20 protein-coding genes and 1 pseudogene are annotated in these 19,266 nt (G+C 61.6%); 10 read left to right on the forward strand and 11 right to left on the reverse strand.

Annotated features, from left to right (window positions below; all coding sequences use genetic code 11):
* Nucleotides 1-186 (reverse strand): annotated as a pseudogene (locus F758_RS51980) (IS701 family transposase); the annotation flags it as partial.
* A 204-nt stretch (nucleotides 187-390) separates the two neighbouring features.
* Nucleotides 391-1,341, reverse strand: a complete 951-nt coding sequence (locus tag F758_RS0123510; protein WP_024510167.1) for a GlxA family transcriptional regulator — start codon at nucleotides 1,339-1,341, stop codon at nucleotides 391-393.
* Nucleotides 1,342-1,444: 103 nt separating this feature from the next.
* On the opposite strand from F758_RS0123510, the gene F758_RS0123515 reads away from it, so the two are divergent.
* Nucleotides 1,445-2,149 carry a DJ-1/PfpI family protein gene (locus F758_RS0123515; RefSeq protein WP_024510168.1) on the forward strand — a complete coding sequence of 235 codons (705 nt, stop codon included), beginning with the start codon at nucleotides 1,445-1,447 and terminating at the stop codon, nucleotides 2,147-2,149.
* A gap of 382 nt (nucleotides 2,150-2,531) precedes the next feature.
* On the opposite strand, the gene F758_RS0123520 is transcribed toward F758_RS0123515, so the two are convergent.
* On the reverse strand, nucleotides 2,532-2,942 hold the full coding sequence (locus F758_RS0123520) for an NADH:ubiquinone oxidoreductase subunit NDUFA12 (RefSeq protein WP_024510169.1): 411 nt from the start codon (nucleotides 2,940-2,942) through the stop codon (nucleotides 2,532-2,534).
* 201 nt (nucleotides 2,943-3,143) lie between these two features.
* Between F758_RS0123520 and F758_RS0123525 the strand changes: the two genes are divergently transcribed.
* The gene (locus F758_RS0123525; protein ID WP_024510170.1) at nucleotides 3,144-3,770 is read left to right on the forward strand and encodes a BA14K family protein; all 627 of its coding nucleotides are present in this window, start codon (nucleotides 3,144-3,146) and stop codon (nucleotides 3,768-3,770) included.
* A gap of 56 nt (nucleotides 3,771-3,826) precedes the next feature.
* Here the strand turns inward: F758_RS0123525 and F758_RS0123530 are convergent, their stop codons facing one another.
* Nucleotides 3,827-4,726, reverse strand: coding sequence for a DMT family transporter (locus F758_RS0123530; protein ID WP_024510171.1), 900 nt, complete (start codon nucleotides 4,724-4,726; stop codon nucleotides 3,827-3,829).
* 778 nt (nucleotides 4,727-5,504) lie between these two features.
* On the opposite strand from F758_RS0123530, the gene F758_RS0123535 reads away from it, so the two are divergent.
* Both F758_RS0123535 and F758_RS49770 read left to right on the forward strand, forming a co-directional pair.
* Nucleotides 5,505-9,269 (forward strand): vitamin B12-dependent ribonucleotide reductase, encoded by a 3,765-nt coding sequence (locus F758_RS0123535; RefSeq protein WP_024510172.1) that lies wholly within the window; start codon nucleotides 5,505-5,507, stop codon nucleotides 9,267-9,269.
* Between the two features lie 355 nt (nucleotides 9,270-9,624).
* Nucleotides 9,625-10,053, forward strand: a complete 429-nt coding sequence (locus F758_RS49770) for a hypothetical protein (protein ID WP_157450124.1) — start codon at nucleotides 9,625-9,627, stop codon at nucleotides 10,051-10,053.
* 154 nt (nucleotides 10,054-10,207) lie between these two features.
* On the opposite strand, the gene tcmP is transcribed toward F758_RS49770, so the two are convergent.
* On the reverse strand, nucleotides 10,208-11,098 hold the full coding sequence (gene tcmP, locus F758_RS0123540) for a three-Cys-motif partner protein TcmP (RefSeq protein WP_024510173.1): 891 nt from the start codon (nucleotides 11,096-11,098) through the stop codon (nucleotides 10,208-10,210).
* A 34-nt stretch (nucleotides 11,099-11,132) separates the two neighbouring features.
* On the reverse strand, nucleotides 11,133-11,966 hold the full coding sequence (locus tag F758_RS0123545) for a DUF5131 family protein (RefSeq protein WP_024510174.1): 834 nt from the start codon (nucleotides 11,964-11,966) through the stop codon (nucleotides 11,133-11,135).
* A gap of 235 nt (nucleotides 11,967-12,201) precedes the next feature.
* Here F758_RS0123545 and F758_RS0123550 point away from each other — a divergent pair, with 235 nt between their 5' ends.
* Nucleotides 12,202-13,449 carry a cytochrome P450 gene (locus tag F758_RS0123550; RefSeq protein WP_024510175.1) on the forward strand — a complete coding sequence of 416 codons (1,248 nt, stop codon included), beginning with the start codon at nucleotides 12,202-12,204 and terminating at the stop codon, nucleotides 13,447-13,449.
* Nucleotides 13,450-13,616: 167 nt separating this feature from the next.
* On the opposite strand, the gene F758_RS0123560 is transcribed toward F758_RS0123550, so the two are convergent.
* A complete protein-coding gene (locus F758_RS0123560) occupies nucleotides 13,617-13,829 on the reverse strand; it encodes a hypothetical protein (RefSeq protein WP_024510176.1) in 213 nt (70 codons plus the stop codon).
* Nucleotides 13,830-14,117: 288 nt separating this feature from the next.
* Between F758_RS0123560 and F758_RS0123565 the strand changes: the two genes are divergently transcribed.
* A complete protein-coding gene (locus F758_RS0123565) occupies nucleotides 14,118-14,912 on the forward strand; it encodes a transglycosylase SLT domain-containing protein (protein WP_024510177.1) in 795 nt (264 codons plus the stop codon).
* Nucleotides 14,913-15,075: 163 nt separating this feature from the next.
* Here the strand turns inward: F758_RS0123565 and F758_RS0123570 are convergent, their stop codons facing one another.
* A complete protein-coding gene (locus F758_RS0123570) occupies nucleotides 15,076-15,405 on the reverse strand; it encodes a hypothetical protein (protein ID WP_024510178.1) in 330 nt (109 codons plus the stop codon).
* A 185-nt stretch (nucleotides 15,406-15,590) separates the two neighbouring features.
* Here F758_RS0123570 and F758_RS0123575 point away from each other — a divergent pair, with 185 nt between their 5' ends.
* A complete protein-coding gene (locus tag F758_RS0123575; RefSeq protein WP_024510179.1) occupies nucleotides 15,591-15,920 on the forward strand; it encodes a hypothetical protein in 330 nt (109 codons plus the stop codon).
* Between the two features lie 102 nt (nucleotides 15,921-16,022).
* Here F758_RS0123575 and F758_RS0123580 read toward each other — a convergent pair whose 3' ends face one another.
* Nucleotides 16,023-16,679: a glutathione S-transferase family protein gene (locus F758_RS0123580; protein WP_024510180.1), complete on the reverse strand. Its 657-nt coding sequence runs from the start codon at nucleotides 16,677-16,679 to the stop codon at nucleotides 16,023-16,025.
* A 207-nt stretch (nucleotides 16,680-16,886) separates the two neighbouring features.
* Here F758_RS0123580 and F758_RS0123585 point away from each other — a divergent pair, with 207 nt between their 5' ends.
* Nucleotides 16,887-17,420, forward strand: a complete 534-nt coding sequence (locus F758_RS0123585; protein ID WP_157450125.1) for an ester cyclase — start codon at nucleotides 16,887-16,889, stop codon at nucleotides 17,418-17,420.
* 89 nt (nucleotides 17,421-17,509) lie between these two features.
* Here the strand turns inward: F758_RS0123585 and F758_RS0123590 are convergent, their stop codons facing one another.
* Together F758_RS0123590 and F758_RS46625 are read right to left on the reverse strand one after the other, a co-directional pair.
* Nucleotides 17,510-17,758, reverse strand: a complete 249-nt coding sequence (locus F758_RS0123590; protein ID WP_024510182.1) for a PilZ domain-containing protein — start codon at nucleotides 17,756-17,758, stop codon at nucleotides 17,510-17,512.
* Between the two features lie 78 nt (nucleotides 17,759-17,836).
* Nucleotides 17,837-18,391, reverse strand: a complete 555-nt coding sequence (locus F758_RS46625; protein WP_024510183.1) for a BA14K family protein — start codon at nucleotides 18,389-18,391, stop codon at nucleotides 17,837-17,839.
* Between the two features lie 307 nt (nucleotides 18,392-18,698).
* Between F758_RS46625 and F758_RS53010 the strand changes: the two genes are divergently transcribed.
* Nucleotides 18,699-18,929, forward strand: a complete 231-nt coding sequence (locus tag F758_RS53010; RefSeq protein ID WP_198026550.1) for a hypothetical protein — start codon at nucleotides 18,699-18,701, stop codon at nucleotides 18,927-18,929.
* A complete protein-coding gene (locus tag F758_RS53015) occupies nucleotides 18,926-19,219 on the forward strand; it encodes a hypothetical protein (protein WP_024510185.1) in 294 nt (97 codons plus the stop codon). Before F758_RS53010 ends, F758_RS53015 begins: the two co-directional genes overlap by 4 nt.
* Nucleotides 19,220-19,266: the final 47 nt, after the last annotated feature.

A 19,266-nucleotide genomic window follows, 5' to 3' on the forward strand; every position in this document is an offset into this window, starting at 1 on the left:
CGCCACCCGCCCAGGCGCCGTCACGGCTGCAATCGGCTCGACGCTCTTGCGCTCACAAGGCAGCATCAGCCCCGCGCAATAGTCCCGAAGCGGCTGCGCTCGATCCTTGTGCCCAATCACGCTCACCAGGCCATCGACATAAGCGGCAAATCGCGATTCGCTGCTCTTCAACCCCCCGCGAGCCATCCTCAGTCCCTTCCGCTGATCGCAACCTCCCCCAANTACCGGATTCATTGCGGGCCAACACTGTGACTTTCTGACTCAGTAGAANTAGAGCATGATCCGGAAAAGTGTGAAGCGGTTTTCCGAAAAGATCATGCTCAAACAAGAATCTAAAGCGCGATGGCGTTTCGACCTAACCCCGTCGCGCTTTAGAATTTTGCCGAAGGATCAGGGCTGAAGCATGTTTTCCTTGGCCGCCCGCCGCAACGATTGCGGCGGCTGGCCGAAGGCGCGGATGAACGCACGGCGCATGCGTTCGGGATCGCGGAAGCCCGTGACTTCGGCGACGCGCTCGATCGCTTCGCTTGAGGATTGCACGCGCGAGCGCGCCACCTCGATGCGCAAGCGCTCGATCGCCTTCGAGGGCGTGGTGCCTGTCTCCGCGATGAAAGCGCGGGTGAAATGCCGCGAACTCATGCCGGCGCGCTCGGCGAGATCCTCTACCGTCAGCTTTTGGTCGAGATGTTCGCGCGCCCAGGTCAGCAGCGCACCGAAACGCCCGGTCGGCGCCTTCAATTCCAGCAGCGAGGAAAACTGCGACTGCCCGCCGCTCCGGCGATGATAGAGCACGAGCTGGCGCGCGGTCTTCTGTACGACCTCCTCGCCGAAGTCCTCACCCGCCATCGCGAGCGCCAGATCGATGCCGGCGCTGATGCCGGCCGAGCTCCAGATATTGCCGTCGCGGACGAAGATCTGGTCAGGCTCGAGCTTCACCTTCGGATAGGCGGCCAGGAATTGCCGGGTGCGCCGCCAATGCGTGGTGGCGCGCTTGCCATCGAGCAGGCCGGTTTCGGCGAGAATGAAGGCGCCTGAGCAGACGCTGGCGACGCGGACGCCGCGTTTCGCCACCGCACGCACGAATTGCAGCGTGCACTTACTGGCTGCGGCGGCATCGACGCCCTCGCCGCCCGCGATGATCAGCGTCGTGAGCGCGGAGGGCGCGCCGAATTTGCGCGCCAGCATCTCCACGCCGGCTGAAGACCGCACAGGCCCCGGCTTTGCGGCGATGACCTTGATCGGAACGGGCGCCTTGGCGAAGCGGCCGGCGATTTCGAACACCGAAATCGGCCCCGCCGCATCGAGCAACTGGAAATCGGGAAAGATCAATATGCCGATCATCTCTGCGCCCGTGTCTTAAAATGAGGGAAGTTAGCCATTTAAGACGAAAACCCACCATGGCACGCTGTTGCCGTCAAGCGCAATCTTTGAGGAGGTCCTTGCGATGTCCGCTCCCCTGCAAATCGGTCTTCTGCTGTTTCCAAAGCTCACCCAGCTCGATCTCACCGGCCCCGTGCAGGTGTTCGCCGGCGTTCCCAACGCGAAGCTGCATCTGGTCTGGAAACGCATCGAGCCGATCACCAGCGACTCCGTGCTGACGCTGACGCCGACGATCACCTTTGCGGACTGCCCGCAACTCGATGTGATCTGCGTCCCCGGCGGCGCCGGCGCAGACGATATGGTCAATGACGAGGAGGTGCTGGCCTTCCTGCGCAAGCAAGCGCAGCACGCCCAGTTCATCACCTCGGTTTGCACGGGATCGCTGGTGCTCGGTGCCGCCGGGCTGCTGTCCGGCTATCGCGCCGCGACGCACTGGTCGGCGCGCGAGCATCTTGCCGCGTTCGGCGCGATTCCGAGCAAGGAGCGCGTCTGCGTCGACCGCAACCGCATCACCGGCGGCGGCGTCACTGCAGGGATCGACTTTGCGTTGACGCTGGTCGCGCATCTCGTCGATCGTCGGATCGCGGAACTAATCCAACTGCGCATGGAGTATAATCCGGCCCCGCCGTTCAATGCAGGATCGCCGGACACGGCGCCTTCAGAGGTGCTCGCGCTGGTCAATGAACGTATCGCGCCGTTCAAGGCGCGCCGCGCCGAAGCCGTTGCACGCGCGGCTGCGCGGGTCTCGGCGCACGCCGCCAGGGCGTGAAGCCCGCGACGCCAAAAGACGCCAAAAGAAAAAGGCCGCCCGGTTTCCCGGGCGGCCTTTCCTTCCTACGGTGGACGCACATTGGCGGGCGATTTCAGAACCTCGTTCGCCAGGGGCCTATCTCCCAGCCCGGTCCTACTCGGCATCCGCTGCTGCAATCGGGGCAGTCGCGATACTGGCACCCGAACCGACGCGATGGTCTCCCATCTCCGTAAGATGGGTGCATGAAGCCACAACCACGCGTAGAGCACAATGCGCGCCTACACGCTGTCCCCGCTGTTACCGTTGTTCACAGGCCACCACGCGCCGCAACGACGCTTGCGCGCGCTGCACCACGCGCGGCGGAATTCTTCGAAGCAAAGGGGAGCCCGGCAGGCCTAGTCTAGCTACCCGGCGTCCACGGCACGTAGTCGCCGGTCGCCTTGGGCCGCTTGCCACTGGCAAGCGTCGAGCCGGATGGCCGATAGGCAAACGGCGTGCCCGTGAGGTTCGGCACGTGCGGCTTTTCCCATTCGCGCGGCTTGTAGTCGATCTCGGTCGGCGGGGTGTCGACGACGTGATGCAACCAGCCGTGCCATGATGGCGGAACGCGGCTGGCTTCCGCGAGCCCGTTATAGATCACCCAGCGTCGCTCAAAATGCAGAACCGGGTCGATCTTGCCGCCGCGGGTGCGGTAATAGCGGTTGCCCTGCTCGTCCTGACCGACCAGTTCGCCAAACCGCCAGGTCCAGAGTTGCGTGCCGAAGGTCTGGCCATTCCACCAGGTGAAGAATTTCAGCAGGAATTGTTTCATGCGGCGGGCAACCTCTTGATTTGCCGCTGTTTGCCATCCGAAGGCCGAATTGTCCAGTCGAGCCGAAGGCGTCAACGCCTGGATCAACTATTTGCGATGCTTGATCCGGCTCAACATGTCGCATGCCCGCCAGGGAACATTACCGCAGACGGACAATTAAATGCACATCACGTCGCGCCTCACGTCAATGGAGCTCCTATCATGCGTAAATTCGGCCTTTTGAGCGCCTCAACGGCCCTCGCGCTGTCCCTTGCCTTAGCAAGCCCGAGCCTCGCCCAAAGCAAGTTTGGTGGCGGTGGTGGCGGCGGCCACGTGGGCGGCGGCGGGATGGGCGGCGGCGGTGGCGCCCGCATCGGCGGCGGTGGCGGGATGGCCGGCGGTGGCGCGCACTTTGGTGGCGGCGGCGGTTTTACCGGCGGCCGAGTCGGCGGCAGCTATGCTGCAATGGGCGGATCGAAATTCGGCCCCGGCGCCGGTGCGGTTGCAACAGCTCCGGGCGCAGGCGGCGGCTGGCGCGGCGGCGCGACGGCCTGGAACGGCGGTCCGCGCGGCTGGCACGGCGGCGGATGGCATCACCGGGGCTGGTGGCCGGGCGCGGCGTTTGCGGCGGGCGCGGCACTGGGTAGCTACGCCTATTACGGCGGCGGGCCGTATTACGACGACGACTATTATTATGGCGACTACGGCCCCGATTATTACGACGCGGGCGTGACGGTCGTAGCTCCGGTCGGCGGCGATGCGAGCTACTGCGCGCAGCGCTATCGGTCGTATGATCCGGCGAGCGGCACCTATCTCGGCTATGACGGCCTGCGGCACCCCTGCCCGTGAGCCGGAATCCCAGATGAAATGAGAGCGGCGCCTTCGGGCGCCGTTCTTTTTTTGCCTCAACTGCGGGTTGCCAGCGCCACCGCGGCGAGCGTGAGCACGAGCGCGCCGATCTGACCCGCCCCGAGCGGCTCATGCAGCGCCAAGGCCGAGGCGAGCACGCCGATCACGGGCACCGCCATGGTGCCGATCGCCGCGATCGAGGCGGGCAGCCGCGTCAGCGCCGCAAACCAGCTCACATAGGCGATGCAGAACTGCACCACGGTGGAATAGAACAACAGCGCCCAGCCGATCGGCGTGACCGCCGCCCAATGCGTGGTTTCGATCGCAAGCCCCACCAGCGCGACCGGCAGGCAGCCGATTCCGATCTGCCAGGCGGCGGAAGGAATCGGCGGCAGCTTGACCGGCCAACGCTTGGCGAGCACGGTGCCGACCGCAAAGCCGATCGAGCCGCACAGCGCCATGACCATTCCCGGCAGTTTTGCCAGGCTCGCGTTAAACCCGTTGCCGCCCATGATCGCCGCGAGCCCGGCGAAAGCCATCACCAGCGCGATGCCGCGGAGCAGGGTCGGCCGCTCCCCGAGCACTGGCCAGGCGAGCGCGGCGGCCCAGACCGGCATGGTGTAGGCGATCAGCGCCGCTTCGCTCGCCGGCAGCCATAGCAGCGCGAGCCCCATCAGCACCATCCAGCCGGTGACGTTGAGGGTGGCGGCCACCACCAGCCGCGGCCAAAGCTGAATCGGAACATGCAGGCTCTGTCCGCGCATCAGCGCGAGCACGGCCAGAAGCACCGCGCCGACCACGCCCGTGGTCCCGCGCAGCGTCAGCGGCGGCAGTTCGGAGAGCAGGAATTTGGTCGCGGGCCAATTGAAGCCCCAGCCGATCGAGGTGATCGCGAGGAAGGCAAGCCCGGCGGGCGCAATCCGTGCCCGCGCCGCCTTTGGCGCTGATTCTGTCATGGAAGAGAAGCTAAGGTCGAGGAATCGCGGCGCGACTTTGGCGCCCTTGCGGGCCTTCCACCATACGTCCACGGACATGCCAGCCAAGACCTACCCGTTGCCTTACGTTTGAGTCTTACAAACGCAAGGCTTTGCGCCCCACAAAATCTCGCCCTGTGTAAAGGGCGGGCAACGCCCGGGCGGGACCCCTTGGGGATATTTTTTAGCTTGGCGAATCCTGTTGGACTCACTGATACTTGCGGCCATCACAGGCGCGGCATTGGCCCCTGTTATCCCCCCTCTTTCCACCATATTTAGTGTTTGATTCAGAAAGTCGCACTAGTCCTTGACGGGCGCAACGGAGCGTCCTAGCCTCCAATCCGTTCGGCGCGAGTGTGTTTTGGGTCCCCGCCGGTCGCTCCCACAAGGGTTCCAGAATGACCACTCCGTCCGCCGGTCGAGGCAACGGGTGAAGGGCTTGTCTGCCCTGATTCTGGGGAAATCCGGGGCGCTAAAACGAGGCCGAAACGGCCCTAGAAGCGTATCGCGTGAAGCGTTGGGGCGTTGAACGCATGGTCCGAGATTCCGGGGTGGGATCTCAAAGGGACGTGCCGGGTGCGGGATCGATCCTGGTCGATCGCGCGCCGTGAGAGGCGGGCCGGGAAACTCACCGGCTTGAGCATGCGAAACGAACGACCGCAGAGCGAAAGCTCGGCGGCCTGGGAGGTTCGCGTAAGGTTTAAAAAACTGAACCGGCCGCCGGTCAGCGGTCCGGTCAAAGAGAAGACGGGGCACGACAATGCGAATCGAACGTCGCCACACCAAAGCAGGCGAGTCACCTTACGCGCGGATCGATTTCCGCCAGACGACCTCCGAGATCAAGAATCCGGACGGATCGGTGGTGTTTCGGCTGGATAATGTCGAGGTGCCCGCCTTCTGGTCGCAGGTCGCCTCCGACGTGCTCGCGCAGAAATATTTCCGTAAAGCGGGCGTCGCCGCGCGCCTGAAGAGGGTCGAAGAAGAGACCGTGCCCTCCTGGCTCTGGCGTTCAGTGCCGGATACCGAGGCGCTGCAAGTGCTGCCCGAGAATGAGCGCTTTGTCAGCGAGCTCTCGGCCAAGCAGGTGTTCGACCGCCTCGCCGGCTGCTGGACCTATTGGGGCTGGAAGGGCGGCTATTTCTCCAGCGAAGAGGACGCACAGGCGTTCTTCGACGAGCTGCGCTATATGCTCGCCATGCAGATGGTGGCGCCGAACTCGCCGCAATGGTTCAACACCGGCCTGCACTGGGCCTATGGCGTCGACGGCCCCGGCCAGGGCCATTATTACGTCGATCACAAGACCGGCAAGCTGACCAAGTCCAAATCGGCCTACGAACATCCGCAGCCGCACGCCTGCTTCATCCAGGGCATCGAGGACGACCTCGTCAACGAGGGCGGCATCATGGACCTGTGGGTGCGCGAGGCGCGCCTGTTCAAATATGGCTCCGGCACCGGCTCGAACTTCTCCAAGCTTCGCGGCGAAGGCGAGAAGCTCTCCGGCGGCGGCCGCTCCTCAGGCCTGATGAGCTTCCTCAAGATCGGCGACCGCGCGGCGGGCGCGATCAAGTCCGGCGGCACCACGCGCCGCGCGGCCAAGATGGTGGTGGTCGACGTCGATCACCCCGACATCGAGACCTATATCGACTGGAAGGTGAAGGAGGAGCAGAAGGTCGCCGCCCTCGTCACCGGCTCCAAGATCAACCAGAAGCACCTCAAGGCCGTGATGAAGGCCTGCGTGAATTGCGAGGGCTCCGGCGACGACTGCTTCGATCCGGAAAAGAACCCAGCGCTGCGCCGCGAGATCAAGCTCGCGCGCCGCGCGCTGGTGCCCGACAACTACATCAAGCGGGTGATCCAGTTTGCCAAGCAAGGCTACAAGGACATCCAGTTCGATACCTATGACACCGACTGGGACAGCGAGGCCTACCTCACCGTATCAGGCCAGAACTCCAACAACTCGGTCTCGCTGAAGGACGATTTTTTGCGCGCGGTCGAGACCGACGGCGATTGGAGTCTGATCGGGCGCACCAACAAGAAGGTGACCAAGACGCTGAAGGCGCGCGATCTCTGGGAGAAGATCGGTTACGCCGCCTGGGCGTCCGCCGATCCGGGATTGCACTTCAACACCACGATGAACGACTGGCACACCTGCAAGGCGTCCGGCGACATCCGTGCGTCCAATCCTTGCTCGGAATACATGTTCCTGGACGACACCGCCTGTAACCTCGCCTCGGCCAATCTGCTCACCTTCTACGACACGCAGACCAAGCGCTTCGACGTCGGCTCTTACGAGCATCTGTGCCGGCTCTGGACGCTGGTGCTCGAGATCTCCGTGCTGATGGCGCAATTCCCGTCCAAGGCGATCGCCGAGCTGTCTTACGAGTTCCGCACCCTCGGCCTCGGCTTTGCCAATATCGGCGGCCTCCTGATGACCATGGGCCTGCCCTACGACTCCAAGGAAGGCCGCTCCCTCTGCGGCGCGCTGACCGCCATTATGACCGGCATCGCCTACAAGACCTCCGCCGAGATGGCGGGCGAGCTCGGGACCTTCCCGGGCTATAAGAAGAACGCGGCCCACATGCTCCGGGTGATCCGCAACCACCGCCGCGCCGCCCATGGCAACTCCGCCGGCTACGAGGCGCTGTCGGTCAACCCGGTGCCGCTCGATCACGCATCCTGCCCGCAAGCCGACCTGATCGCGCACGCGAAAGCCGCCTGGGATGATGCGCTCTCCCTCGGCGAGCAGAACGGCTATCGCAACGCGCAGGTCACCGTGGTCGCGCCGACGGGGACGATCGGCCTCGTGATGGATTGCGACACCACCGGCATCGAGCCCGACTTCGCGCTGGTGAAGTTCAAGAAGCTCGCCGGCGGCGGCTACTTCAAGATCATCAACCGCGCCGTGCCGGAAGCGCTGCGCGCGCTCGGCTATCGCGAAAGCGAGATCGCGGAGATCGAGGCCTATGCCGTCGGACACGGCTCGCTCGCCAACGCCCCCGGCATCAACGTCACGACCTTGAAGGCCAAAGGCTTCACGGACGAGGCGATCGCCAAGGTCGAAAAGGCGCTGCCGACCGCCTTCGACATCAAGTTCGCCTTCAACAAATGGACTTTTGGCGAGGACTTCATCCGCGACCAGCTCGGCATCGGCCCGGAGGCGATTGCCGCGCCCAATTTCGACCTGCTCGCGGCGCTCGGCTTCACCAAGCGCGAGATCGAGGCGGCGAACGTGCACATCTGCGGCGCCATGACGGTGGAAGGTGCCCCGCACCTGAAGCCGGAGCACTATGCGGTGTTCGATTGCGCCAACCCCTGCGGCAAGATCGGCAAGCGGTATCTGTCGGTCGAAAGCCACATCCGCATGATGGCGGCGGCGCAGCCCTTCATCTCCGGCGCGATCTCCAAGACCATCAACATGCCGAACGACGCCACGGTCGAGGACTGCAAGGCAGCCTATATGCTGTCCTGGAAGCTCGCCCTGAAGGCCAACGCGCTCTACCGCGACGGCTCGAAACTGTCGCAGCCGCTCAACTCGCAGCTCATCAGCGACGATGAGGACGAGGACGATGCGGTGGAAGCGCTCTACGAGAAGCCGATGGCCGCGCGTGCCGCGCAGGTCTCGGAGAAGATCGTCGAGAAGCTGGTCGAACGCATCGTCGTGATGCGCGAGCGCGAGAAGATGCCCGATCGCCGCAAGGGCTACACCCAGAAGGCGGTCGTCGGCGGCCACAAGGTCTATTTGCGCACCGGCGAATATGACGACGGGCGTCTGGGCGAAATCTTCATTGACATGCACAAGGAAGGCGCGGCGCTGCGCTCCTTCATCAACAACTTCGCGATCGCGGTCTCGCTCGGCCTGCAATATGGCGTGCCGCTGGAGGAATATGTCGACGCCTTCACCTTCACCCGCTTCGAGCCCGCGGGCCCCGTGCAAGGCAACGACTCCATCAAATACGCAACCTCGATCCTCGACTACGTCTTCCGCGAGCTCGCGGTGAGCTACCTGTCCCGCTTCGACCTCGCCCATGTCGATCCCAACGAGACCGGCTTCGACGCGCTCGGCAAGGGCGTCGAGGAAGGCAAGACCCCGGACGATGGCGGCGCAGCCACCCAGGCGGCGAAATATCTGTCGCGCGGCCTCACCCGCTCGCGCACGGATAACCTGGTGGTGATGCGCGGGGGCGGTAACGTTCCCTCGCAGGCCGAGGGAGGGGGGTCGAATAGAGTGACCGCCCTCTCCTCCCACGGCGGCGCCAATCGCGCTGGTGATGCGGTGGAAGGTGCCGCGGCACTCAAGCACGAGGTGAGCCACGACCTCTCGCCCACCGAGAAGCTGGAAGCCCTGCAATGGAGCAAGCCCGGCACCGCCACCACCCACGTCGCCACCAAGGCCGAACGCCGCGCCGAAGCGAAAGCCAAAGGCTACGAAGGCGAGATGTGCTCGGAGTGCGGCAACTTCACCCTGGTAAGGAACGGCACGTGCATGAAGTGCGATACGTGCGGGGCGACGACGGGGTGTTCGTGAGGGCAGCCGTCAGTTCCCCGGGGGCTTGTCCCGGGCATTCATGAACCAAAAAGGGCAGCCGAGAGGCTGCCCTTTGCTCTTGTGCAGACATTCAATTCGGGTTCAACCCAAGGTTATATTTGTGCTAAAGGGGGCAGCCTTCCAACAGCAAAAAGCAACGCGTAATCATGGGGTGGTGGGATTCAATTTTGACCGAGCGGAAGCATATCCGAAATGCTCCCGCGCATTTTTCGGCTGCTGTATTTTCTAGTGTTACGCTGATCGCAGTTGGAATGTGGTTTTTGTTGTCATTCCGATACGATACTAAGATCGACATCGACGAGAGCATCTGAAAACCAAAGATGCTACTATAGAGTTGCTCGGTAAAACCATCGATATCCAAAACCAGCAACTTACCACATTTCGCAATATTCCGGCTTCCGGTAAGACCGATTCTTCAAGTAAATCATCGCCCAGTGAGCGCGCTTCTGCCGGAAGCGCTGTCATCCAGTTTCCCTCCGATCCAAATAAGCAGCCTACACTTACAAGTAGCGAGAATTTGTGGAGGTGGAATTACACGGTGTCGAAACTTCAGCCGAGCGATGGTTCAAAGCCAATTTCTACGAGCTATGCGATATTCTTGGTATTCGACAAGCCAGTCGATTTTAAGCTCATGTCGGTTACCTCGTCGAAGCCTGGGGCGGTACCACAATGGTCGTTGGCAGATTCTTCTGAACGCACTGCCTTGCTATTCTTCATGGGCGACTTAGCCGATCAATCGATTACGTTGCGAACTGGCCCGTAGGAGGGGTGGAGTGAAGCGATACCCATGAATTGCGGTTCGCGATGATGATGGGTTTCGCAGCAAGTGTAGCGCCGTAGGGCGGATTAACGAAGGAGTAATCCGCCATTCCATCCGACGGATCGGCGGGTTACGCTGCGCTAACCCGCCCTAATGGCTACATCCCTTCCTTCCCCGGGATGTCGTTAGCGGTGCCCCACAGTTGGGAGAGATCTCGTTGGAGCAATCTTAGGTCTTCCCTCTGCCTCAGAGCATTACGATAGGCACGATTCATGATTTTTGGTGCCTCATCGTGGTCAGTCGCGTGAATCATATGGTACATTACGCGCCCTCCACGCTCGCGGCTGTAAATCGGCCAACCGTATGCGTGCTTATAGCCGAGTTCCTCGCTTATGCGCGTGCAAAAGAGGTTCATGCGATCGAACGAATTCATTCCTCGAAGTTGAGCGTAATCTGGACGCCCCCACCATTTTTCGAGGATCGATTTGTTTTTGATGCCCTCCATTGATCGATCAAGCCAACCCGTCGCAAGAAAATAGAAAAGTTCGATCTTGTAGTCCGACCTATGTTTGGAGAGCGTGACGAGCGTTTGCCACTCACATTCGAACGTGCGCTGATCCAAGAGACAAAAGGTGGCAACGGAATCGTCGATTCCACTTGTCTGGAGCAAACTGGCGACATTCGCGTTGAAATCGCCCGGGACGATTTCGATAGCTCTATTTTTGATGAACGGTTGAGCGTCCTTCAATGCTCTGAGCATCTGAACGCTCTTTGGATTCAACTCGCAGAGCCAGAAATTGCGAAGAAACGGCGGCTTGGACTCCAAAACCATCTTGGCCGCCCAAGCATCTCTTCGCTTCAAATACTGGGGCCCCGCAAAGCCGTCTATATACGCCCCGTGCTTCGTAATAAGCACGAAATAGAAAAGATACCGCTCGATAAGCTTAGCTTTGTTCTCCGTCCAAATTGCGCGTTCGGCCGGTTTGAACTTTAGCGGCTTATCTGCTGGCGGCGGCAGATCGTCAAATAAGTTTAGTTGCCCCTTCACAATTTAGGATTGTGATGCAGCTTTATCCTTCTCGTCAAGCGGCAATGATAGATAACCTCCGGTTCTCCGGAAAATTCCGACAAAGTCTCCCATCGAGCAGCCCCCCGCCCTTCCCGTGCGCATCGAGGGCTTCAGCTTCCTTAGCTGAAAGCCCCATCTCAAAGCAGAGCGGGTTGTTCAGAAATGAACCCCATTGCTTGTGGAAAGCGGCCACTCCGAACCGTTCGCAATCAGCGACGATGTCCCTAGCCCATTGCGGATGCATTGGACGCGCGCCATGCCCGCTTTCGCCACCAGAAATGAGCCAGTCTGGCTGCGGGCCACTCGTCCGGAGCCGCAGCGGACCGATTGCAGGTTCATATGAGATGAACCTGATCACAGCAGGAACCATCGCAAGGACCGGCCACCGCTGATCGAAATGGTCTTGATTTTCAGCAGTTGCGCCTAACCATACATTGGGCTTGCCACTCGCCGGCCAATTGGGAGGTAGCATCTTCAAAATATTCTGCGGCCGTTTCGTTAATAGAAGCCAATCTAAGTCTGGCGTAGCTTCGATCAAGTCGAAGAGATCCCGACGCCAAGTCTTGTCGGCTTTGTTGTCGAACACGTCAGCAAGCGACGCGCAAAAGACTCGTTGACGCCGGCCGTGTCGCGCCATGAACGATGCGGCTCCCGCCTGCCATTTAAGCGGCGTCCGCCAATAGGCTTCGGACGTGCGGCGACGCGGTTGGTTTCCCCACTTCACAAGACCTGAACGTTTCGACCAAGACTCAGCATAACAATGATCGCAACCAGGGCTGATGTTGGTGCAGCCAACCCATGGATTAAACGTGTGATCAGTCCATTCGATCTTGGAATCTTGAGCCATGCGCGTTCACCTCGATGGTTCAACCATGACAACCTATAGTTAAGCAATAGTTTTTGTTCTTATTTTGTTCCGAACAACCTTAGCGCCCGTGCGGCAACTGTTTCCTTGGTGGAACGCGGGCCTCGGAAGGGTGTTCGTCCATCGCGCATTCCACGCTTGGATGGTCCGGCGGGCGATCGCGGGTGACGGCGACTAATCACCTCTGGACTTCGGCAGCCCATAGGAGCCTCGAACAATGGCAAGCATTCCCGACGAAGGCGGCCTCGACCACTCGCTCGCCCTTGTTTCCGAAGGGTACAATTTCATCACCAATCGCTGTCGCAAGTTCAATTCGGACATCTTTTCCACCCGTCTGCTCGGACGTGCGTTCTACTGTATCAGGGGCGCCGATGCGGCTGCGATGTTCTATGAGCAGGGTCGCTTCACGCGTCAGGGTGGATTGCCGAATTCGGTGCTGCACCTGTTGCAGGACGAAGGCAGTGTTGCGGTGCTCGATGCCGATGCACATCACCATCGCAAGGCAATGATGATGTCGCTGATGTCCGCGGGACGCCTGCAGGAGATTGCCGAGTTGGCGTCCAGCGGCTTGCGCGATCACGCGCGGCACCTCATCGGGCATGGCGCCGTGGTCATGCACGGCGAATTGCGAAAGGTGCTCTGCGCCGCAGCCTGTCGCTGGGCGGGCATAGACTTGAATGAGAGTGATCTTGCCGATCTCACCGTCGACATCGGCGCGATGATCGACAATGCCGGATCGGTCGGGCCGTCCAACTGGATCGCGCGGGTCGAGCGTCACGGGGCCGAACGTCTCCTGCGCGGGATCGTCGAGGACGTGCGCGCCGGGCGGGCCCGGCCGGCGGAGGGAACGGCCCTGCATGCGATCTCGGTGCACCGTGATCTCGACGGCGAACTCCTCAGTCCCGAGGTTGCCGCGGTTGAGCTGCTCAACATCCTGCGGCCCACCGTCGCGATCGCGCGCTTCATGACCTTTGCCCTGCTCGCGCTAAGGGAGCATCCCAAGGCCCGCCAGCGGCTCGGCAGCGACGATACCTATCTGGAAGCCTTTGTGCAGGAGGTCCGCCGGTTCTACCCCTTCTTTCCATTCGTGGCCGGGAAGGCGCGAACGCAGTTCGACTGGCGCGGCTGTCACTTCCATGAAGGCGACCTCTTCCTGCTGGACCTCTACGGCACCTGTCATGATGACGCATCATGGGACGAGCCGATGGCGTTCCGTCCCGAGCGCTTCATCAAATGGCCTGGCGATCCCTTCACAATGATTCCGCAAGGCGGAGGCGATCATTTCGTCAATCACCGCTGCGCCGGCGAATGGCTGACCATCAACGTGATGAAGGCGATGCTGCGAACGCTGGCACGCGACATCGACTTGGAGACACCGGAACAGGACCTCTCCATCGATCTCGCCAAAATGCCGGCGCTGCCGACCAGCGGCTTCCGCGCGGAGGTCAAGGCTCTGCGGGAATGAAACGCCGTGCACAGCCAGCGTGCCGCCAAGCGTGAGCGCGACGGCCGCGATTCATCCTGGCTTTCGCATTCAAAAATCGCTGCGCGCAAATCGAAATTTGCCGAGCGGAATCAAGGCCTGTGACGGCATTCAAGATGCCGGCGCAAAAATATTTCTCTTTCGTTTTTTCAGAAATTGATGTTTCTTGCTTCCCGTTCCGCTTCCTTGCAGAGGGACGTACGCGTCGTCACGAACGTGGAGCGGAATGCGGTGGACGTGATCGTGCCGATCGACGAGCGGCAGGCATCGCGGACGGCGAAGTCGTGTGGTCCTGGCGCGCCCATGCAGGCGCCAAGTTGGCGACGATGCTTAACGCTCGCGCCGATGACGGTGGCAAACAAGCTGGTTCACCGGGGAGAGCTCGAAGTAAGCCGTAAAACCACTCGCGCAGGGAAGGCCGGCGTGTTTTCCGCCTGTACCTGTGGTCAACGCGCTCTCGCGCAAATTTTTCGCGCGGGGGCCCCGGGTGCAAGCGGCCACCCGGTCTTCCCTGCGCCCTCTGCTCTAGAGCGTGACAAAGGCGCAAAAGCTCGGACGCGACATGCGCCGCGAGAAGGTGAACTCATGTTTTTTCCAGCGTGATGCCCGAGCCCATCCATGCTACGCCAAGTCCTTCTCGCGCAAGATCCATGTCAAGACAAAGCAAGAGCCTCCTCTCTCCCCTGCGCCTGAGGCGAAGCGTGCGTTGGGCGCGAGGCAAGCTGGGGAGAACGCCGCGGGCGATCCGGATCGTTGGCGCCGCGGCAGTTCTTCTCGCGGTCATCTCGCTGACGAACCTTGTCTATCACGTGGTCCACAAGCCGACCGAACTGTTCTTCTTCGTCGGCAACGCGCTCGACAAGGAGCCGGCCGAGACGTGGCGGCAGTACGGATCGCTCTTCCGCACCTATTCCACCGGCACGATCACGCCCGAATTGCTGGCCGCGCTGGCGCAGGTCGAAAGCACAGGCAATCCGGTGGCGCGCACCTATTGGCGCTGGCGATTGAGCCTGAATCCTTTTGCAATCTACCAGCCGGCCTCGAGCGCTGTCGGCCTGTACCAGATGACCGATGCAGCCTACGCCGAGGCCGCGCGCTACTGCATTCGCGGGAATGCTGTCGCGGACGCCGGCTGCGGGTTCACCAGCCTCTATATCCGCGCGATCCCGAGCCATGCCGTCGAGCTGACGGCCGTGTATCTGGACCGCAATGTCGCTGATGTTCTCGCCCGCGCGGGCGATGCGAAGGCAAGCCCGCAGCAGAAGCAGGATCTGGCCGCATTCATCCATCTCTGCGGCGCAGGTCCCGCCAGGGCCTTCGTGCGCCGTGGCTTTCAGACGATGGCCGGCGAGCGCTGCGGCGATCACCTCGTCGCGGCCTATCTCGCCAGGGTCAATGCGATGAAGCGCCAGTTCCTGCGCCTTGCTGCCGACGGCCGGAATTAGCGTTGTGAGTCCGGCGCTTCATTTCGTCATTCCGGGACGGCGTGCCAGCGCCGAACCCGGAATCCGGAGATTACGGCGGGAGATTCCGGCTTCGCCCTTCGGGCGCCCCGGAATGACACTGCGTGAATCAGACGTCGGAGACATTACACCAGGGGCTAACGCGCTAGCCTCCACCCGGCTTGAAGAACATCTTGTCGAAAGCACACACCGCATCCGGAATACGCCCAAATGAGATGCTCCCAATCACGCGATTCTCCGCGTCGTACACATTGATGATCGGAAATTCACTGGCATTCGGACTTGTGTACAGCAAAGCCTTCGCCGCACTGTAATTGACGGGTCCACATCGAACGCGCCCTGCATCGCCCTTCGCAACGCTATACCACGCTCCGGCTATCTTGTAGTTCGTCGGGTTCGGGCCGCTGTCCTCGGCACGGGACGCTTGCCCCGTCCAAAGCAGCGCCAACACCAGCAAAGCAACTCTGGTTCTCATTGCCGTGCATTCCCTCGATCAGGTGTCATGCGGACCGCCATTGGTGTTAGCAAGCCTAGCCCGGATGAGCTCGCAGCACAGATCAACGAAAGCGTGATCCGCCATTTTTCGCGCGGCGGGTTACGCTGCGCTAACCCGCCCTCCTTATTGTCGCATCAGAGCAGCACACCACGTATCTTACACCCATGTCGCGCATGATCTTCCTATCGACTGCCATTCTCCTCTCGCTCCTGCCGGCCGTTGCGTTCACCGCGCCCGCGCACAAACGTCACAAGCCTCACTGGCATGGCTATGGCTTCCTGCCCGGCTATCATCAGCCGCCCAACAACAACGTTCCGGTGTTTGGCGAGAAGGGAGCCATCCGCTCTACGCCCGACGATGCCCCGCAGTACTGGTACAACGGCGAGTGGCACTATTTCGGCCGTCCCGGATTTTACCGTGGGCGCTACAACGGCGGCAGTTTCGGCCCGTGCTGGTCCTGGACGCCGATCGGGCCGGCGTGGAATTGCGGCTAGCAAGCCTACGTGCACACGCGGATCAGCAACGTGTCGGCCAAGGCTCGCAGAGCGAAGGCGAAGCGTTACCCCCGTCCCGCCTTTGGGCACAATACGCCGGCGCTATTGCGCGCTGCGCGCTCGGTCTGCCGCAGCAAAATGCGCCATCTGGTCTGCGTGTGCCTTGACGAAGGACGGACGGGCCGTGGCGCGCGCGACGTAGTGACGACAGGCGGGATGTCCCGCCAGCCCATCGAACCGATCGACAATGCGCAGCACATCCGCCATGAGGATATCAGCGACGGAGAAGGTACCGGCCAGCCATTCGCGTGCTGCCAAGACCGGCTCCATGTGCTGGAGCCGCGATTTGAGGAACGCGTCCAAGCGCTTCCATCCGGGCGTATCGGCGGTCTCGCCAGAGAACTTGAAGATCAACCAAGGCAGGCTCGCCATCTCCACCGAATTGAGCGCCGCGAACAGCCATTGCAAAGCCTCGCTGCGACGGCGCGGATCGGCAGGCATCAGCGCCTCACTCCGCTCGCCGAGATGGAGCAGGATGGCGCCGCTCTCGAAGATCGAGATCTCTCCATCGATCAACCACGGCACCTGGCCGAAAGGTTGATGCGCGAGATGCTCGGCATTCCGAGGGTCAAATGGGGTACTCTTGACGCGATAGGGCAAGGCGGCCTCTTCCAGCGCCCAACGCACACGCAAGTCGCGCACGTAACCCCGCGGCATCTTGGGAACCCAATCGAAGGTGGTCAGCGTCAGGTCGGCCATTCGGCATCTCCGTTTCTTCCTTCGCAGCAAAGGACGAACGAACGGCTCGCGTGCCGACATCAGCGACAACTTTTTTCCTCGCTGCGGAACAGGAGCTGAATCGCCGATGCTGGGTCTATTGCGCTCCTCCTCACCCCTATCGGGGTGCGCGTTCGCGCGGCGCTTGAACCCGCCAACTCCTTTTCAGACCAATGGAATGGTGAGGCGATGCTCCGCGCCGAACCGCCTTGCCGGAGCGAATACAGCCGCTCGCAGTTGCAGCCTCTCCTGGCGCCGATAGAAGGATTGCAAGTCATGGCGAACGTTCTTGAAATCGCGAAGGCCTCGATCACCGCGTTCAACGAGAAGGATTGGGACAGGATAAGAGACCTTTATGCCCCTGATGCGGTGTATGACGAGAAAGCCACCAACCGCCGCATCCAGGGCCCCGATCAGATCATCGAGGCCCTGCAAGGCTGGACCACCGCTTTCCCCGACGCCACGGGCACCATTATCCGTGAACTGGCCGTCGGCGACACCGCCGTCCTCGAGCTCGTATGGAAGGCCACTCACACCGGCCCCTTGCAAACGCCGTCAGGGACCATTCCCCCATCGAACCGCGTTGCGGAACTGCCGGCTTGCTCGTTGATGCAGATCGAGGGTGAAAAGGTCAAATACGACACGCACTATTTTGACCTCCTCACCCTGCTCACCCAGGTCGGCGCGGCCGGTCTGCCGCCCGAGCAAAGCCGCGCGGCATAACAGGGCATAGGTCCGGTGAGCGAAGGCGTAATCCGCCACTCCATTCAAGAGATCGGCGGGTTACGCTTCCGCCGTCGCTTGTTAAGCTATCAATCGAAGGTAACACCCATTCGAAAATCCCTTTGCCAGACGACGCGGCACGACAGCCTCAAGCGATCTTCCGGGATCAGCAGCGTGAACTCTTTGACGCGACGAACGATAATCATTGAGTCCGGAAGCTCCAACGCCGCGCCTGTGCTGGAAATGTCGCGAACCGTGCACGGATATTTGTCCCCACCATAGTCGATGGTGGCCCGCTTGTTGACGCGATAACGAGGCGCAATACGACCCTCGATCATGGAGACTCAACCTCCGGCATATCACCCGCAGAGGTAGTATTATTGAGATAACTTAATTAATCTTAACTGAGCAAAGCTTTATTTGGGCGGGCAAGGATGCACTTGTCCGTCGTAGCCTCGATACGTTCCAGACTCGGAATCGTAGGAGTGGAACTGCATGCAGGCGGGGCTTCCCTTCTCGTGCTTGCGCTTGCCTGCGGCCCCATCGCGAGGTGCTGTTGCCTCACTGTCGGTGTCAGCCACCTTCCGCTCGGGCTTCGGTTTCTCTCCGACGGTCTTGCCTTTCGGGGCGGCCGGAGCATTCGCCACAGCGGCCGCTCCATTGTTGCTCGACTCGTCGGCAGCGTCCTTTGTAGCAGGCGTCGCCGCCTTGGAGGCGGCCGGCGCCGCTTCGGGCGCGTGAACCTCGCTTGTGCTGCTGGGCGGGTTGGGAGCACCGCCCACCGTGGCCGACTTGTCCATGTCGGCCTTGTATCTGTCGAGAAACTCTTTGCACTCGAATGGAAAGACAACTTCGCCGGCAGCCGTGATGCCGATCGGCATGCAATTACCTTTTTGCGGCGCTGCTTGCTGCGCGGGCGTTTGATCTGGCGTGGAGTTCGGGTTGATGGCGCCGGTTGTCTGCTGCGCCATGCCTGCGCCGCTCGCCGTCGCGAGAAGGAGTAATCCGAGACTATGACTTAACAATCTCATCGAAACCACACTCTGACTACGGGCAATGCAGAAGTGGCGCACAAAGATGGGGCGTTGAAATGCCGAGAGGATGGCACTTTGGTGACCGCTGGCCCTTCGACACAAGGGAGAGATCGACGAGGCGCTTGCATTCTCGCATCGCACCCTCGCGCTCGCGCCAGACCACGCGCTCGTGCGCACCAATCACGCGCACCTCCTGCTGATGTGCGGCGATCTGCGAAATGGCTTCGCGGAGTATCGTTGGAGAGTGAAATCCAAGGCCTTGTCCGAGACCATCCAGCGGTTCAGCAGCCAGGAGTGGCAAGGGGAGTCGTTCGTGGGCCGCACGCTGCTGCTGTTTTCCGAACAGGGGATCGGCGATGCCCTACAGTTCATACGCTATCTGCCGATGGTCGCGGCCAGGGGAAGGACAATCGTGCTGCAGGTCCGGCAAGGGTCGAGCAGTGGCATCGTGCCTTCCGCGACGTTGCTGCATTGAAGGTCGGGATCGTCTGGGCCGGCAGCCCCACGCACAAGGCGGACCGCTATCGCTCGCTGACGGCGCAGGCAGTGATGCCGCGCCTCATCACGCCGGGTGTGCAGCTCTACAGCCTGCAGAAGGAGCCGCGGCCTTCGGTCCTGGCCGGGCTTGCGCCAGACGTGATTGATCTTGTGCCAAGGCTCGGCGACTTCGCCGACACTGCCGCCGCATTCGATCTCGTCATCTCAGTGGATACGTCGGTGGCGTATCCGGCCGGCGCCATGGGCCGCCCCGGCCTGGACATCTGAGGCGCGCCGTTCTGAAGGGGGAGCGGGATTGGCGCATAGCGGATGCT

The organism is Bradyrhizobium sp. ARR65 (genome assembly GCF_000472385.1).
GTDB lineage: Bacteria > Pseudomonadota > Alphaproteobacteria > Rhizobiales > Xanthobacteraceae > Bradyrhizobium.

What these genes read in the sequence shown, in the direction of transcription:
- F758_RS0123510 (WP_024510167.1), bottom strand. Translation starts at nt 1,341, where the DNA reads ATGATCGGCATATTGATCTTTCCCGATTTCCAGTTGCTCGATGCGGCG.
- F758_RS0123515 (WP_024510168.1), top strand. Translation starts at nt 1,445, where the DNA reads ATGTCCGCTCCCCTGCAAATCGGTCTTCTGCTGTTTCCAAAGCTCACC.
- F758_RS0123520 (WP_024510169.1), bottom strand. Translation starts at nt 2,942, where the DNA reads ATGAAACAATTCCTGCTGAAATTCTTCACCTGGTGGAATGGCCAGACC.
- F758_RS0123525 (WP_024510170.1), top strand. Translation starts at nt 3,144, where the DNA reads ATGCGTAAATTCGGCCTTTTGAGCGCCTCAACGGCCCTCGCGCTGTCC.
- F758_RS0123530 (WP_024510171.1), bottom strand. Translation starts at nt 4,726, where the DNA reads ATGACAGAATCAGCGCCAAAGGCGGCGCGGGCACGGATTGCGCCCGCC.
- F758_RS0123535 (WP_024510172.1), top strand. Translation starts at nt 5,505, where the DNA reads ATGCGAATCGAACGTCGCCACACCAAAGCAGGCGAGTCACCTTACGCG.
- F758_RS0123545 (WP_024510174.1), bottom strand. Translation starts at nt 11,966, where the DNA reads ATGGCTCAAGATTCCAAGATCGAATGGACTGATCACACGTTTAATCCA.
- F758_RS0123550 (WP_024510175.1), top strand. Translation starts at nt 12,202, where the DNA reads ATGGCAAGCATTCCCGACGAAGGCGGCCTCGACCACTCGCTCGCCCTT.
- F758_RS0123565 (WP_024510177.1), top strand. Translation starts at nt 14,118, where the DNA reads ATGTCAAGACAAAGCAAGAGCCTCCTCTCTCCCCTGCGCCTGAGGCGA.
- F758_RS0123570 (WP_024510178.1), bottom strand. Translation starts at nt 15,405, where the DNA reads ATGAGAACCAGAGTTGCTTTGCTGGTGTTGGCGCTGCTTTGGACGGGG.
- F758_RS0123575 (WP_024510179.1), top strand. Translation starts at nt 15,591, where the DNA reads ATGTCGCGCATGATCTTCCTATCGACTGCCATTCTCCTCTCGCTCCTG.
- F758_RS0123580 (WP_024510180.1), bottom strand. Translation starts at nt 16,679, where the DNA reads ATGGCCGACCTGACGCTGACCACCTTCGATTGGGTTCCCAAGATGCCG.
- F758_RS0123585 (WP_157450125.1), top strand. Translation starts at nt 16,887, where the DNA reads ATGCTCCGCGCCGAACCGCCTTGCCGGAGCGAATACAGCCGCTCGCAG.
- F758_RS0123590 (WP_024510182.1), bottom strand. Translation starts at nt 17,758, where the DNA reads ATGATCGAGGGTCGTATTGCGCCTCGTTATCGCGTCAACAAGCGGGCC.
- F758_RS46625 (WP_024510183.1), bottom strand. Translation starts at nt 18,391, where the DNA reads ATGGCGCAGCAGACAACCGGCGCCATCAACCCGAACTCCACGCCAGAT.